The organism is Dyadobacter sp. CY343, from assembly GCF_021390335.1.
Taxonomy (GTDB): domain Bacteria; phylum Bacteroidota; class Bacteroidia; order Cytophagales; family Spirosomataceae; genus Dyadobacter.
Map to the genome: position 1 here is coordinate 241782 of NZ_JAJUXK010000006.1, position 15506 is coordinate 257287.

The following is a 15506-nucleotide window of genomic DNA, read 5'->3' on the forward strand; positions in this document are numbered from 1 at the left end:
TTGCGGACTCTTAGGAGATCAGAATACACATAAATCATATTGCTGCAAAATGCTACTGAGCGAACAGGAAATATTGCGCCGCCAAAAGCGGGAGGATTTAATTAAGATGGGCATTGAGCCCTACCCGGTTGAGGAATTCGTGGTTGATACTTATGTATCGGACATTCTCAAAAATTACGAGAATAATAAGATCGATTACAAACGTGTGTCGATGGCAGGCAGGCTGATGGGCTTCCGGATTATGGGAAGTGCCGCATTTGCTGAATTCCAGGATAGCTCAGGGCGCATTCAATTGTATTTTCGCAGAGATGATCTTTGCCCGGGAGAGGACAAAACGCTTTATAATACTGTATTTAAAAAGTTGCTGGATATCGGCGACATTATCGGTATTGTCGGCTTTGTTTTCACCACACAAACCGGCGAAATATCCATTCATGTTCAGGAGTTTAAGATTTTGAACAAATCGCTCCGCCCGCTGCCTGTGGTGAAGCGCGACGAAGATGGAAATGTGTATGATGGATTTACAGATCCCGAGCTGAGGTACCGCCAACGCTACGTAGACCTGATCGTGAATCCGGACATCCGCGATATTTTTATCAAACGCGCCCGGATTATTACGACCATGCGCGCTCATTTTGATTCCAATAACTGGCTCGAAGTGGAAACGCCCGTATTGCAGTCGATCCACGGAGGTGCAGCGGCGCGCCCATTTACAACGCACCACAATGCATTGGATCTGGGCCTGTACCTGCGCATTGCGACTGAACTGCATTTAAAAAGACTGATCGTAGGCGGTTTCGAAGGTGTTTATGAATTCGGAAAGCTATTCAGAAACGAAGGTATGGACCGGACCCACAACCCGGAATTCACTACTGTCGAGCTGTACGTTGCCTACAAGGATTACATCTGGATGATGAAAATGACCGAGGAGCTGCTGGAAAAAGTAGCGCTCGCTGTCAATGGAACTACCAAAGCTACATTCGGAGAAGTAGAGCTGGATTTTGCCGGACCTTACCCAAGATTGAGCATTACCGACGCGATCCTGCAATATACAGGACTGAATGTGGACGAACTTGACGAAAACGCGATACGCGAACAATGCCGGCAGTGGGGAATGGAAGTGAGTGAAAGTATGGGCAAAGGCAAGCTGATCGATGAGATTTTTGGTGAAAAAGTGGAGGAGCATATTATTCAGCCTACTTTCATTACAGATCACCCCGTCGAAATGTCGCCGCTTACCAAAAAACACCGCACCAAGGCGGGAATGGTTGAACGTTTCGAACTTTTTATCAACGGAAGAGAAATCGCAAATGCCTACTCGGAGCTAAATGACCCGCTCGAACAGCGCGAAAGGTTTGAAGATCAGCTTAAACTGAAAGAACGCGGCGATGACGAGGCGATGGAAATGGATGAAGATTTCCTGCGCTCGCTGGAATATGGAATGCCGCCAAGTTCGGGTATCGGTATTGGAATTGACCGGCTCACAATGCTGCTGACCAACAATTCGAGCATTCAGGAAGTGATATTCTTCCCTCAAATGCGCCCGGAGAAAAAGGCTGAGGTTGCGAAAGAGTCAGACTATGTCGATGCTGGCGTGCCGGCTGTGTGGATTCCTGCTTTGCAGAAAATGAATATCCTCACGATCGAGCAGTTGAAAGGCGCCAATGCAAACAAGATCTTCAATGATCTGGGCGGAATGCGGAAGAAGCTGAAAATAGACGAAAAAATGCCGCAGCTCGACGACGTAAAGTCCTGGGTTGAATAAAGTGAACAGGTTAGAAACTAGAAATGCCGCTCTCTCGAACGGCATTTTTGGTTTCATGCAAAAAAAATACAGTTATATCTTTTTTACCTGTACAGCGTTTAGTCCTTTTTTTCCTTCAACGACTTCGTATTCTACTTGGTCATTTTCACGGATTGTAAGTCCTCCCAATCCTGTCACATGGACAAAAATGTCTCTGTTTGTGTCGTCTTCAACGATGAAGCCGTATCCCTTAGCTTCATTGAAAAATTTTACAGTACCTGTTGGCATAATGTTGAAATAAAAAAATTAAAATAAGGTGAAAACACAAGAGAATTGTAAGCGTTTCAATAGAAACTAGAAGTGGCTTTACCAAATAATTGAGGGAGGCTCAACCCATTAGCAAAAGAAATTTTGGCAATTCTTGTTAAGACATCTTGATTATAATGAACAACTTACAAAATCTTTAATCACAAAGAAACAAAAATTGTTTGTAAAACAATTTATTTGCTTAAAGAATTTGCAAATTTACGAGTTAGCGGTATTTTGCTTCACCGGCTCATTCGATAAAAAACAATCTGTTTGGTTGTTAATGCCCTTCAAAATTGTTAACTATGATCTAATAATCTAAAAAAGGCATGAACAAGCTTCGCTACTACGTTGAAGATCAGATATTTGGGGTTTGTGCGAAACTCGGGGAACGGCTCAACTTTCCTGCCAGCAGTATCAGGAAGTATTTTATTTACGCCACATTCATGACCTTCGGCTCGCCGATTATTCTATATCTGGTGCTTGCATTCTGGATGGAGATCCGCCAGCATTGGAGAAAGCACAATAGCCCTACGATCTGGGAGTTTTAACCGTTACTTCTTTGGGATTCACGCCCGAAAGCTGGTCAAACCGGTGCTTGCCACGGACGAAATATTCCCACACAATACTCTTATAGTACAATGGCGCCCGGTAATTATTCCGGGGAGTACGCTTCATGAGCGACGGTATCATTCTGTAAAACGCCAGATGCGCGCGCAGAATCGCGAATACGTCGGGCCACGCGCCAGTTGCCATAAACCTTACACTCGACAGGCCGTCGAGTACCAGGCGGATCAATACCGTTTTCCAGCGCCTTCCCTTTGGGAGGTTTTTGAACAGCATGATCAGGTTGTTACGGTAATTCAGGAACGTTTTACGGGGGTTTGACTTGTGCAATGTGCCGCCACCAACGTGATAAACCGTTGATTTCCCGCAATATGTGATTCGGTATTGCATATTCAGCAGCCGCCAGCACAGATCGATTTCTTCCATGTGCGCAAAAAAGGTCTCGTCAAATCCGCCGGCTTTGTGAAACGCGGAAGCGCGCACGAACATACAGGCTCCTGTTGCCCAGAATACATCGCCTTCGTCGTCAAACTGGCCAAGATCCTCGTCACGGGTATCAAAAATCCTTCCCCTGCAAAATGGATATCCAAGATAATCCATAAAGCCGCCGGCTGCACCGGCGTATTCGAAGTGGGTGGGGAGATCGTAAGCGCGGATTTTGGGCTGACACGCGGCGATGCTTTCATCGGAATTCATAAAAGCGATCACGGGGTCGATCCAGTTCGGAGTGACCTCAATGTCCGAATTAAGCAAAATATAATAATCCGCTTCAATATACCTCAGCGCTTCATTGTAACCACCGGCATAACCCCTATTCTCATTGATTGACAATGTTTTAATGGTCGGAAAATGCATTTCTACCCAATCAAGCGAATGATCGGTTGAAGCATTGTCCGCTATCCAGATATCATAGCCTCCGGAATACTGTTGAATATTGGGAAGAAATTTTTCGAGATAGTGTTTTCCGTTGTAATTCAGGATTACGATCGCAACCGAAGAGGCCATTGAGAGCAATTATTTCATAAATCCGCTCAAATCCAGCCCTGGGATATTGGGTAATACACCCTCTGTCGCTTTTTGTAAATGCGCTTTGATTTTAGGTTCAATATTATCAAATGCCCTGTTCACAGCGGCTACAATCAGATCTTGCAGCATTTCCTTATCATCCGGCTTAATAAGATCCTGATCAATATCCAGACTGATAAGTGCTTTTTGACCGTTTACAGTCGCTTTGACCAGGCCACCGCCCGATTCCGCAGTTTCTGTGATAGTACTCAGCTGATCCTGCGCTTCTTTCATGCGGGCTTGGAGATCTTTCATTTTCCCCATCATACCCATCATGTCTGCCATATTTCCAAACATATCTAAACTGTTAAGTGCCAGCGTCTAAAAATTTCTTAAAAGACTTCTACCTTAAAAGCATAAAAGTACCACTTTTTTCAACTGTTTGGTTGATGTCATCTACGAAAGTCATTTTGTAAACGTAAGATCCGACCGGGGCGTTTTCACCTTTAATGGTACCATCCCAGCCAGTATTTATATCTTCCGAATGAAAAACAACCTGCCCCCACCTGTTCATTACCGAAAATGTAAAAGCTTGAAGTTGTGTGGACTTGGCTTCCAACACATCGTTGTAACCGTCTCCATTCGGGCTGAAAGCATCAGGAACAAATACTCCCGCACTTCTGCGATAGTTGATAATATTGGAAAGGCTCTCAAAATCTCCGTCCGGCGAAGTGGCGCGGATTTGGAAGTTATATTCGAGGTCGCTTTGTGCACTGAGCTGAATCGTGTATTGGGTATTCATTTGAGTCGGAATAATCGTCTCGCCGCTGCTAGTGCCGCGCTGCACAACTTCATATCCAGTTATTCCTCCGAGAACGGGCAACTCTGGTGTCCAGCCGAGTGAAACAAAATCCTTTTTTAACAGCATCGTGCACACGGGCTGTGAAGGAGGCAGTTTTTGACCGCAGGAATTCTGGTAGCTCATCCGATAGCAATACGACATTTCGTTGGTTTTAACGGTTATGTCGGAATACTCGCTGTCATTATAAAGTGTGATAATTTTTTTAAAAGTCGAAGTGCCCGCTTCTGCTCTTTCGATCGTCATATCATAGCTGCTATTCGGGCCGGAACCGGGTACACTTGCCTTGATTGTAACTATATTATCTCCGAGCACAGAAACAGATGCTTTTTCAATAGGTCTCGGATTTGAAATTTCTGTCCTGACTCCAACCGGCGCCGAAGTAGAAGTAACATCTCCTATTTTAGCAACAATATGGTAATCCGAGTAGCTGCCGCACTCTACTTCTTCATCTGTGTAAGTAACATCAGCGATAGATGTAAAGCTTTTCAGAATCGTCCCGTCTTTCACCAGATCATATCCGGTAAAACCTTCGGCAATCGGATATTGATTCCATTTCAATATGTTTTTGCCTTCGCTGGATTCCCCTGAAAGCGCCATGCTTGCATAGATTTTACTGTCGCGGGCTCCCTGGCAGAGATCGGCTGATGAAAGCTTAACCTGATAGGTTTGCTTTGCATTCAGATTTTGAATATCAAACGGCTGTACCCCGCCAGACGATCTTGTTCCAGCAGTCGTGTAAGTGTTCCCATTTGCGCTATACTTGATCTCGGTTGGGATGGCAACAACTCCTTGGTAATTAACCCGAAGCGTACCGTCCCCTCGCATTTCCAAGGCTTTTACTTCAATCTCATTAAGCTGTGCCTGCTGAAAAGAAATGGGTAGTGAAAATGTGTTGCCTTGTGAACACGCTTTCCCTGCGGCATATTGACCGGTAAATTTTACTACCGGACTTGCAGAAGTGTTTGTATAAGTATGATCGATTGTCAAAGCTGATCCCTTTTGCCACATAAAGGTCTGCCCGTCCCCCCACTGAATTTCAACTTGGTCATACCTCGGCAGAACAGCGTTGTTTACAAGACTTATTGTGACTTTACCACCGCCGCAAGAAGTATATTGAGCCGTAATCGCGGCCGTTTCATACACAGTAATTTTCTTACACTCGTAAACTCTCCCAGTCGATATGGCAACCTGTTGTAAAAGCGTGAAGGTACCGGGAGTAGCGTAGCGAAAATTTGAAATGTCCTGAAGTGATGGTGTAAACGAAGCTCCGTCGTAAAATTGAGTGTACCCTATTGCAATTGCATTCGGCACGGTATTGACTACCCGAACTGACAAAGGTGCGCAGCCCTCGGTCACATTGATATCAAACCCACCCCCGCCACGGTCACAAAGACCTTGCGCATTGACGGAAGTATTGAAGAGACAAAGAAAAATGAATACGAAAAATTGAAGAGGTAACAGTAATCTCATAAGTGTGTAATATTTAGCTTCGGCTATTAAAGACAATCAATTAACACTGAGTGGTATGGAATGAAATCGTGTCGGGGAGATTCTAATGTAAGCGTCACAATTTACGCAAATAATTAACGGAAGAGTCTGGAAACTATTATCCGTACAATAAATGGATTAGAAAAATCCTATCTAATCAATAAAAAACTCCCTTTCTTGGAGAATTTGCGGCCAAAGGTATCGACCGCCTCGATCTGATAGATATAGTAGCCGCCCGCAGCATTCCCGCTGGCCACTTTCCCGTCCCAAGTTTCTGCGAGATTTTGCGAATGGTACACCACTTCACCCCAGCGATCAAATACCGACATTTGAAATTCTGAAATAAAATATGCTTTCACCTCAAACCGCTCATTATGCGTATCCCCGTTTGGCGTAAATGCATCTGGGACTAAAACAATAGGCTGGCTTCTGAAATTGAGCACATTGGAAGAACTTACCAGCGCGCCGTCGGCAGACTTCGCTTCAATCTGAAAAGAATTGGAAGACTGCGCCGCAAGATCCAGCGAATGAGCAATCTGCAATTGTTTAGGGATTGTCTGCTCGATATTTCCCTGATCATCAAGCTGATGCAGGTCGTAACTCCCGACTGGCTCCGTAAAAGGTGAATCAGAAGTCCAGACGATTTCCGGCGTGCGGCTGGATAAAAGGATCGAGCAAATAGGCTGACTAAATCCGGGCGACCTCAGATTGCACGCATTTTCATATTGAAAACGATAACAGTAAGAATTCTCATTCGTACTAACCGCATTGTCAACAAACTGCAAGCTCTGATTATCTGTCGGGGATACCTTTTGATAGTCCGAACTTCCGGCCAAAGCACGCTCGATGATCAGGTCGTAACTGCTTGTTAATCCTTCTCCCGACAACTGAACCTGCGTATTAATGACATTTTCGGCTTGCACTGTCACGCTGGCCTGCGTGACCAGACCTGGCGGCGCAGTTTTTGGTTTAATACTGATTGGTGCGGAATAGGAACGAACATCGTTTTCAATGATCGCGACGATCTCATATTTATAGGTATTGCCGCATTTCACATCCGTGTCAAGGTAGGAAAGCGCGTCTGCCGATGTAAAAACGACCGATCCGTCCCGTTTTAACTGATATTGAATCAGATTTTCAGTATTTGCCAAATGCGCCCACGAAACGGAAATGATCTCGTCCAGCGATAAGCTGCCCTCCATTACATTCATGCTCGCCACTGCCGGGCTTTCGATCAGGTTGTCGCAGATATTTTTCGAAGATAACTTGAACCGATATTTCTGTTTTGGATCAAGACCCGGAACGGTAACAGATTGCGTACCGCCCGTTTGCCCCGACTTCCCTGTCGACACAAAATTTCCATCGCCGTTCTCTATCAATAATTCGCTGGGAATACCTTCAATTCCCTCGTAGAGGACTTTTGCTTCTCCGTTTTCCTGCAATGCAACGCTTTTAATCACAATACTTGCAAGCGATTGCGGGCCGGAACCTGTGAGTGTCTTAGTCACTATTTTCTGCTGACAATCTGCATTTCGGTAGCTTCCGCGTATGGTCACAGCAGGTTTGGTACCGGCAGAGTAAGTATGGTCGACAAAAGAGGTATTGCTATTTGGGTCAATACTTTGATTAGATCCGTCGCCCCAATTGATCACAATGGCATCGTAAGCTTTTGAAATACTATCATTTACCATCATTAACCTCACTTTTCCACTCGGGCACACAATCAGTTCCGCATTGGGCGCGCGGGTTTCCTTTACAACAATATCCGTACACTGACTGAAACCGGTTCCATTCGCACTGCCGAACTGCAAAATCGTGTAAGTACCGGGAAGCGCGTAAGTGTGGCTGGAATCCTGCGTGGTCTCCGATTGTGTCGGGACAGTTGTGCGCGAGCGATCGAAATCGAAGGCATAAGTAACGTTTTCAGACTTGGGAACCAGGTTTTTAACCGTCACCGAGAGTGGCGCGCAACCGGTTGACGGGGTGAGAGAAAACCCGCCGGTATTCCCGCAAAAGCTTTGACCAGTTACATACAGAGGCGCCAGAAAAGCCACGCCCAGAATTAGTATGATCAACTGCCTGAAATTCATAAGTGAGTATAAATGTCCCGGAATAAGCCGATTTTCAATTTAAATACATTGAAACGGTAAAGGTAAATCCGTTGTTAAACATTCGGATAAGTTCAAAAATAGAACTTTCGATATTAACAATATACCTTTGCAAGGTAAAAACGAGTTTTGGTTTAAAACTATTTTTCAGCGACGCGATTAATGAATAGCAATAATAATCCGATTCAATTGGATTCCATAGAAGAAGCCATTGCGGCTATAAAAAGGGGCGAACTGATCATCGTTGTTGATGATGAAGACCGCGAAAACGAAGGTGATTTTATATGCGCCGCTGAACTCGTAACCCCCGAAATCGTCAATTTCATGGCCCGTGAAGGCCGCGGTTTGATCTGCGTTCCGATTACAGAGGAAAGGTGCGAAGAGCTTCAACTTGAAATGATGGTGGGCACGAATACTGCCTTGCACGAAACTGCATTCACCGTTTCAGTCGACCTGTTAGGTAATGGTTGCACCACCGGAATTTCCGCCAGTGACCGTTCAAAAACGATCCAGGCGCTTGTAAATCCCGAAACCAAGCCCGAAGATCTGGGCAGGCCAGGGCATATTTTCCCGTTGAAAGCAAAAAAAGGCGGCGTTTTGCGCAGAACGGGTCACACCGAAGCTGCGATCGACTTTCCGCGCATGGCGGGCTTATCGCCGGCTGGTGTTTTGGTGGAGATATTGAACGAAGACGGTTCCATGGCGCGGTTGCCGCAACTCAGGGAAATCGCAAACCGGTTTAATCTTAAACTGGTAAGTATTAAAGACTTGATTGAATATCGCCTCCGCGAAGAATCGTTGATCAAGCGCGAGATAGGTGTGGATATGCCGACTAAATGGGGCCATTTTGACCTGATCGCATTCAGACAGATCAATACCGGAGATTTGCATTTAGCACTGGTAAAAGGTACCTGGGAAAAAGACGAGCCGGTTTTGGTGCGCGTGCATTCTTCCTGTGTAACCGGTGACATTTTCGGCTCGTGCCGCTGCGATTGCGGTCCGCAACTGCAAGCTGCGATGGAAATGGTCGATAAAGCCGGAAAAGGTGTGATTGTTTATATGAATCAGGAAGGCCGCGGCATTGGTTTACTGAACAAGCTGCGGGCGTATAAATTGCAGGAAATGGGCCGCGACACGGTGGAAGCTAATCTTGAACTCGGCTTTCCGATGGACGATCGCGATTACGGCGTTGGCGCGCAGGTATTGCGGGATCTGGACGTTTCGAAGATTCGCCTGATCACTAATAATCCCAAAAAACGTGCTGGTTTGATCGGTTACGGTCTTGAAATTGTAGATTCCGTAGCGGTGGAAATCCCTTCCAATCCCTACAACGAGAAATATCTTTTGACCAAAAGAGATAAAATGGGGCATAATTTAAGTAACCTCACAATGCCCGTCGACGAAGCATGATAGTCAGAGTTGCTGAAACTGAACAGGATATATTAATGTGCCGCAGTGCTATTCAGGCGCTGCGGCCTTCATTGACCGACGAGCTGTACAATGAGGCCGTGAGATTGACCTTGGAAGATAACCGGCAATTGATCTTCGTAGAAAGTGAAGGAGAAGCTGCGGCTGTGGCCGTTTTTGAAACCGGTTACAACCTGTTCAGAGGCAAATACATTTATATCGATGATCTTTCAACTTTACCTGCGCACCGCGGAAAAGGTTACGCCGGCGTTTTGCTGGACTGGATCTTTGACTTAGCAAAAAAGGAAAATTTTGACGAGATACACCTCGATTCGGGCGTTAACGAAGCCCGGACAGACGCACACCGACTTTATTTAAACAAAAGATTTCAAGTTGCAAGTCTTCATTTTGTAGCCAAGGTCTGATTTTTGAGTTCAGAAAACCCGATAATAACCGCGCACAATTTTTACAAATGAACATTAATCAGATATTTGAAGCATTCGATTCCCTGCGTGTATTGGTGATCGGTGATGTAATGCTGGATTCTTACGTTTGGGGCAAAGTAGACCGGATCTCTCCGGAGGCCCCAGTTCCGGTAGTGACAGTTCAAAAAAGAGAATATCGCCTTGGCGGCGCGGGTAATGTGCTATTAAATGTTCAATCACTAGGTGCAGAAGCTATTATCTGCTCCGTGATCGGCTCTGACAGCTCGGGAGATCTGCTTGAAAATAGTTTAAAAGAAAAAGGGCTGAACTGCGAAGGATTGATCCGCAGCGAGGCACGGATCACTACAATTAAAGAAAGGATCATCGCCGGCTCCCAGCAAGTTGTACGCATTGATACTGAGACAGATAAGCCCATTTCCAAAGCGGAAACCGACAAGCTTGTTGAAAAAGCGAAAGAACTGATTCCTTCTTGTCAGGTAGTTATTTTTGAAGATTACGACAAAGGCGTTTTGACCGCGGAATCTATTTCAGAAATAACAGCTTTTGCCAATTCCCTGAATATACCTACGGTAGTTGATCCAAAAAAGCGCAATTTCCTTTCTTACCAGCATACCACGCTTTTTAAACCTAATCTGAAAGAATTGAGGGAAGGTTTGAAAGTGGAATTTAATGTAGATAAACCAGAAGAACTGCGCGCGACCGTGGAACAGCTTAAGGAAACGCTGCAAGTAAAAGGCGCGCTGATCACGCTATCCGAGCGTGGGGTATTTATTGATCTGAATGAAGAAATCCACCACTTACCGGCTCATATCCGTCAAATAGCCGATGTTTCTGGTGCCGGCGATACGGTGATCAGCATTGCGGCCTGCTGCGTTGCATTGAATTTACCTCCAAAAACGATAGCTGCGATTTCCAATCTGGGTGGCGGACTCGTTTGTGAAATGGTAGGGGTAGTCCCGATAGATAAACAACTCCTAAAAACAGAGGCGGCCCGGTTATTCTGAATTAGCTTTCTAACTAATTCATTACCAGTTAATACCCGCCTGCCCCAATCCCATTTTCTTGATAAACCTGGACGACAGGCTTGACCGGCTGGTAATGTAACGTACACTTGCGCCAATATAAGGAGTGGTTGCCGGCGTGTAGGAAGTTAGGTTTTCTCTGGCACTATTGAAAGTCCGCAGCTGGCGAAATGTGGTTACTCCGGCTTCAAGTGAGATATTTATTGCTGTAAAAAGATGCGCATTCGCCGACATTCCGATCTTGATATGCCTGTAATTTTCTCTTCTTAAAGTCTTCTCTTCGGGCGTCTGAAACTGGAAACCGCCGCTATATCCATTCAATCCGGCGAACATATCCACATTGAACCACTTGGTCGCCTTGTAATTCACATTCGCTACAAAAGGCAATAGCGCCGATGCCCGCCAATGTCTGCCTAAACCTTTATTTACCCCAAAAACGGGCACAAAACGCAACTTTTGGTTATAAGCGATCACTGACCCGTAGGCGATTTGTGTTCTTAATCCTAAAATATGCATGCGCGCTGCGCCTCCCCAGAAAAAAGGTTGCGGACTAAAAAACGTCTCGTTTGTCTCCGTCATTCCCAATCCACCACCATAAGCCCAAAGCCGGTCTTTAATGCTGGCCTGCAAACGTATTATGCCCAGCGACAGCGTTTTATAGCCATTTGAGGGAATACTTACACCATCAATTTTTGGCTGGATCTGCGTGTATTGCGCAATCGCAACAGTATGAACCGCCCTTAAATCGAACTTTTTGCGCAAACTGTATCCAAGCTGAACTTCGCTTTGAAGGGGAATAATACCCAAAAAGCCCGTACGCGAATAGCCGTAATCCCGCGTCCCGTCCAGACTGGAAGGAACGTTATAGTCAGCTTTTAAAGTAAGATTGGGGTAAAAAAGCCGGCTTAATGCAAAATGTTGCGCATTGGCAGCATTTATCGTAAGGAACAAAACACAGGTCAAAAGGTACCGTGGATTTAGCATAGGGTAAGGTCAGCGGGTGGGGTAATCTGGCAGATAACGTGAAAGTGAAAAGGGGTATTGTGTTTGAACTCAAGGCAAGCTACCAATCTATTTAGAACCCGACCCGGTTTTGAATGCATCGTCACGCAAAGGAGCATTTACACTGACCCAGTTGAGCCGCTGCCTAATTGTAAAATATGTTCTGGAACTAATCTCTTCCAGCGACTTTGGTAGCAGTATTCCTCCAAAGCGCTGATATTGTGAATAAACATGGAACTCCTTATAGCGTTTGGGACTATGACTAACAAGCACTTCTTCGTCAACCTGTTGCAAGGCGATTCGCGAGGGTAACAAGCTCGTTGAACCAATGTAAGTATCCACCCATTTTCCATCGATTTTGACCTGTATAATATGATTTTCTTCGCGATCAACCACGGTCATACCAGAATAATGCAGCTCTGTGGAATCGCTAACCATCAGCTGTAACAGATAAGCAGGATTTTGAATATACGGTTTTACAAAAGGCATATCCTTGTTGACACCTGAAATGCTCCTGGAAGTATCTGTTGACGATTGGAGCGAATCAGGTTTAAGTGTGATCGAAGCACTTTTCTCATTGCTGACATCGCACAAAATGATATTTCTCTGTCCTTTGAACATGTCAATGCGAGTTTGGTAACTACTTGCTTTCAAACTGTTTGTTTTTGCCCGAAGAACCTTTTGGATTGAATCCGGGAACGTCGGCATTAAAGAATCGATCAACATTATAAAGCCATTTGGCTGGGTGAATTCAACCGGATTTCTTCCGGGCAAATCGTACGTAATTTCCAGTTCGAAACTGGTGATACGCTTTCCGTCAGTCATTTTTTGCAGCGCGGCCTTCGCGATTTCGCGTGCCTTATTTTTCTGTGCATTTGTCCACGCGGGCAATAAAGCCAGTAAAATCACTATTACATAGTTCTTCATGGTCCTGGTGTTTAAATAGTTCTCGCACTTCACTCGCTGTTCGCTCTCCTGACCAGATCCTGAAAACTCATTTCAAGCGGAGCCTCGTCAATAAAGGATTCAGAATAAATGATTTTTTCTACTTGTATCTTTTCTTTAACCAAATACTCGTAAAAGCGCTTTTCGACAGGTGACAGTTGTTTTGAATTCTTTATCGCCCAATATGGACTTCCTTTATGGAAAACAAGTTTCTGGCGGGGCAGGTAGTAAAATACATGCAGCTGGTCCCATTCTTCTTTCTTTTCGGAATTGATTACGTAAGCATTTACATCATTTTGCACCATATTTTGGTCAAATATGATCAGCGATCCCTTTGCCTTTTGCACTTTCCAGATCGAATCCAGTTCAGGATTAAATGCAAATTGGCGCTCTTCAGACAGAAATCCATTGCCTTTTGGTGCGATAAACTGCGTGCTTTGATTAATCAGTGCGGGGAGCGGGGCTATTGAGGAAATATTATCTGAACAAAATAAATTACGAATTTTTGTTTGTGTAAAATGCGCTGATATGGTAGAGAAAAACTTTTCTGCAATCACCTCATGATTAATGGGTTCCATAAAAACGTCGAGCGTTTTCTCAGCATTTAACCGCACCAGCGAACGGTGGCTAAAATTGTTGCCGGATTGGATCACGACGTACAAACTGTCTCGCAGCGGAACAATTTTGAATCTTGCTCTCTCTTCATAAGTAGGCTCGGGCTTGAATGTTTCGTCTGGGAAAGATTTGTTTATGCTTTTCCATTCAAGCCGCTTTCTGATCGTCAGATCGCCTCTTGAAGTGATTTTTTCGAGCGACTTCGGCAACAGTATCCCGCTAATGCGCTGATAGTCCGAATACAAATAATAATCCTTGTAATATTCCGGCCCTTGTCCGATAAGCGGGTCGGTATCAACCCGCTGTAAAACAAGCCGGGTTAATAAAAGACCTTTTTTAGTGATATAAGTATCTACCCATTTCCCATCTACTTTGACCTGGATCATGTGACTTTCTTCCTGATCCACAAGCGAGCTACCCGAATAATGCAGCTCCGTAGAATCGGCAGCCATTAATTGCAGCAGGTATACCGGATTTTCAGTGTAAGGTTTTTGAAAAGGAAACTCCCTGGTAATACCGATAACGCTTCTCGAAGTATCAGGGGAGCCGCGTAAAGAGTTCTGCATTATTCTGATGAACGCTATTTTTTGATTCGCAATATCACATAAGATCCTCTCCTGCTGCCCTCTGTACATTTCAATGCGGTCGAGATATGTACTGATTTTCATACTGTCTCCTTGCGCCTTCAAACTTTTTTGAACCGAATCTGGGAGTGTCGGCATGATAGAATCCAGCAACATTAAAAATGCATTTGGCTGGGTAAGTTCGACCGGATTTTCCCGCGGTTTATCATAGGTTATTTCCAGCTCGAAACTGCTCAGGCGCTTCCCACCCGTCATTTTTTGCAGCGCGGCTTTTGCTATTTCGCGCGCATTAGTTTTCTGCGCATTTGCCAGGGCCGGTAATAAAAACAGTAGAATCACTAGTACATAATTCTTCATGGCAGGTAAGGTTGTTAGTCATAAACTTAAACAAATGTAGGATGAACATAACACTGCTTTTGATAATGATCTGCATTTCAACAGTTGCCTATTCACAGGATAGCGGGCAAACGTATGCGGAGAAGCTGGGTTATCCGAAAGGTAAAAAGGTATTGATCATTCACGTCGATGATGTGGGGATGTCGTACGAATCCAACGAGGGCGCGATCCGGGCAATCCGCGAGGGAGTTGCCAATTCTTTGAGCGTGATGATGCCGTGCGGCTGGGTACCTGGTTTTGTTAATTATTGGAAAGAAAATAAAGACCTCGACGCCGGGCTGCATTTGACTTTAACCTCCGAATGGAAAGACTATCGCTGGGGACCTTTGGCCGGAAAACAGCAGGTAAAAGGGCTGACAGATCCAGAAGGCGCATTGTGGCGCAGCGTGGCAGAGGTAGTGAAAAACGCCTCTCCCGACGAGGTAGAGCAGGAAATCCGTGCGCAGCTTGACCGGGCACGCACGATGGGTTTCGAACCCACGCACCTAGATTCCCACATGGGCACATTGTTCGCGACGCCGGAATTCATGGAAAGATATTTGAAGGTAGGAATGCAGGAAAAGATCCCGGTAATGTTTCCGGGCGGGCACAATACTGCTATAAAAGAGGTGGAAAAAATGATCAGCGATCAATTCGAAATGACGCAAAAAATCGGAAAGCAACTCTGGAATGCGGGCCTGCCGGTACTTGACGATCTGGAAAATAGCAGCTACGGCTGGAAAGGACCTGAAAATGGAGATAAATCAGATAAAGCAATGCAGCAATACAAGACTGGCAAGTACATAGAAGCTTTTGGAAAGTTGAAGCCCGGACTTACAATGGTGATCATGCATTGTACCATTCATACGGAAGTTTTTCCAAAAATATCAGATTCGTGGCCAACGAGAGAGGGTGATTTTCTGGCGATGATCGATCCGGAGTTGAAGAAGTATATTGAGAAAGAAGATATCGTGCTGACCACGTGGCGGGAGGCTATGCAGCGTCGGCAGAAAGTGAAGTAGCGGGTACT

General features: G+C 45.2%; 14 protein-coding genes. 6 read left to right on the forward strand and 8 right to left on the reverse strand.

Annotation, left to right across the window (positions count from 1 at the left end; translation table 11 throughout):
- Positions 1-49: 49 nt before the first annotated feature.
- Positions 50-1765 (forward strand): lysine--tRNA ligase, encoded by a 1716-nt coding sequence (gene lysS / locus LZG94_RS20905; RefSeq protein ID WP_233793717.1) that lies wholly within the window; start codon positions 50-52, stop codon positions 1763-1765.
- Positions 1766-1837: 72 nt separating this feature from the next.
- Here the strand turns inward: lysS and LZG94_RS20910 are convergent, their stop codons facing one another.
- Positions 1838-2032, reverse strand: coding sequence for a cold-shock protein (locus LZG94_RS20910; RefSeq protein ID WP_026629450.1), 195 nt, complete (start codon positions 2030-2032; stop codon positions 1838-1840).
- A 347-nt stretch (positions 2033-2379) separates the two neighbouring features.
- Here LZG94_RS20910 and LZG94_RS20915 point away from each other — a divergent pair, with 347 nt between their 5' ends.
- A complete protein-coding gene (locus tag LZG94_RS20915; protein ID WP_215235026.1) occupies positions 2380-2601 on the forward strand; it encodes a PspC domain-containing protein in 222 nt (73 codons plus the stop codon).
- On the opposite strand, the gene LZG94_RS20920 is transcribed toward LZG94_RS20915, so the two are convergent.
- The 4 genes from LZG94_RS20920 to LZG94_RS20935 form a co-directional block, all read right to left on the reverse strand.
- Positions 2582-3622, reverse strand: a complete 1041-nt coding sequence (locus LZG94_RS20920) for a glycosyltransferase family 2 protein (protein WP_233793718.1) — start codon at positions 3620-3622, stop codon at positions 2582-2584. The genes LZG94_RS20915 and LZG94_RS20920 overlap by 20 nt on opposite strands.
- A gap of 9 nt (positions 3623-3631) precedes the next feature.
- A complete protein-coding gene (locus LZG94_RS20925; RefSeq protein WP_215235028.1) occupies positions 3632-3979 on the reverse strand; it encodes a YbaB/EbfC family nucleoid-associated protein in 348 nt (115 codons plus the stop codon).
- 46 nt (positions 3980-4025) lie between these two features.
- Positions 4026-5954 carry a gliding motility-associated C-terminal domain-containing protein gene (locus LZG94_RS20930; protein WP_233793719.1) on the reverse strand — a complete coding sequence of 643 codons (1929 nt, stop codon included), beginning with the start codon at positions 5952-5954 and terminating at the stop codon, positions 4026-4028.
- Positions 5955-6121: 167 nt separating this feature from the next.
- Entirely contained in the window at positions 6122-8062 is a 1941-nt protein-coding gene (locus tag LZG94_RS20935) for a gliding motility-associated C-terminal domain-containing protein (RefSeq protein ID WP_233793720.1), read from the reverse strand.
- Positions 8063-8242: 180 nt separating this feature from the next.
- On the opposite strand from LZG94_RS20935, the gene LZG94_RS20940 reads away from it, so the two are divergent.
- Genes LZG94_RS20940 through LZG94_RS20950 form a run of 3 tightly spaced genes read left to right on the forward strand, consistent with a single transcriptional unit; the run spans position 8243 to position 10937 of the window.
- Positions 8243-9490 carry a bifunctional 3,4-dihydroxy-2-butanone-4-phosphate synthase/GTP cyclohydrolase II gene (locus LZG94_RS20940; RefSeq protein ID WP_215235031.1) on the forward strand — a complete coding sequence of 416 codons (1248 nt, stop codon included), beginning with the start codon at positions 8243-8245 and terminating at the stop codon, positions 9488-9490.
- Entirely contained in the window at positions 9487-9912 is a 426-nt protein-coding gene (locus LZG94_RS20945; RefSeq protein WP_233793721.1) for an N-acetyltransferase, read from the forward strand. The genes LZG94_RS20940 and LZG94_RS20945 overlap by 4 nt, the downstream gene beginning before the upstream one ends.
- Positions 9913-9959: 47 nt before the next feature.
- On the forward strand, positions 9960-10937 hold the full coding sequence (locus LZG94_RS20950) for a bifunctional heptose 7-phosphate kinase/heptose 1-phosphate adenyltransferase (protein WP_233793722.1): 978 nt from the start codon (positions 9960-9962) through the stop codon (positions 10935-10937).
- 21 nt (positions 10938-10958) lie between these two features.
- Here the strand turns inward: LZG94_RS20950 and LZG94_RS20955 are convergent, their stop codons facing one another.
- The 3 genes from LZG94_RS20955 to LZG94_RS20965 all read right to left on the reverse strand — a co-directional run bounded on the left by LZG94_RS20955 (position 10959) and on the right by LZG94_RS20965 (position 14458).
- Positions 10959-11939: a hypothetical protein gene (locus LZG94_RS20955; RefSeq protein ID WP_233793723.1), complete on the reverse strand. Its 981-nt coding sequence runs from the start codon at positions 11937-11939 to the stop codon at positions 10959-10961.
- 87 nt (positions 11940-12026) lie between these two features.
- A complete protein-coding gene (locus LZG94_RS20960) occupies positions 12027-12884 on the reverse strand; it encodes a hypothetical protein (RefSeq protein WP_233793724.1) in 858 nt (285 codons plus the stop codon).
- Positions 12885-12913: 29 nt separating this feature from the next.
- On the reverse strand, positions 12914-14458 hold the full coding sequence (locus LZG94_RS20965; protein ID WP_233793725.1) for a hypothetical protein: 1545 nt from the start codon (positions 14456-14458) through the stop codon (positions 12914-12916).
- Between the two features lie 41 nt (positions 14459-14499).
- Between LZG94_RS20965 and LZG94_RS20970 the strand changes: the two genes are divergently transcribed.
- Positions 14500-15498, forward strand: a complete 999-nt coding sequence (locus LZG94_RS20970) for a polysaccharide deacetylase family protein (protein WP_233793726.1) — start codon at positions 14500-14502, stop codon at positions 15496-15498.
- Positions 15499-15506 lie beyond the last annotated feature (8 nt).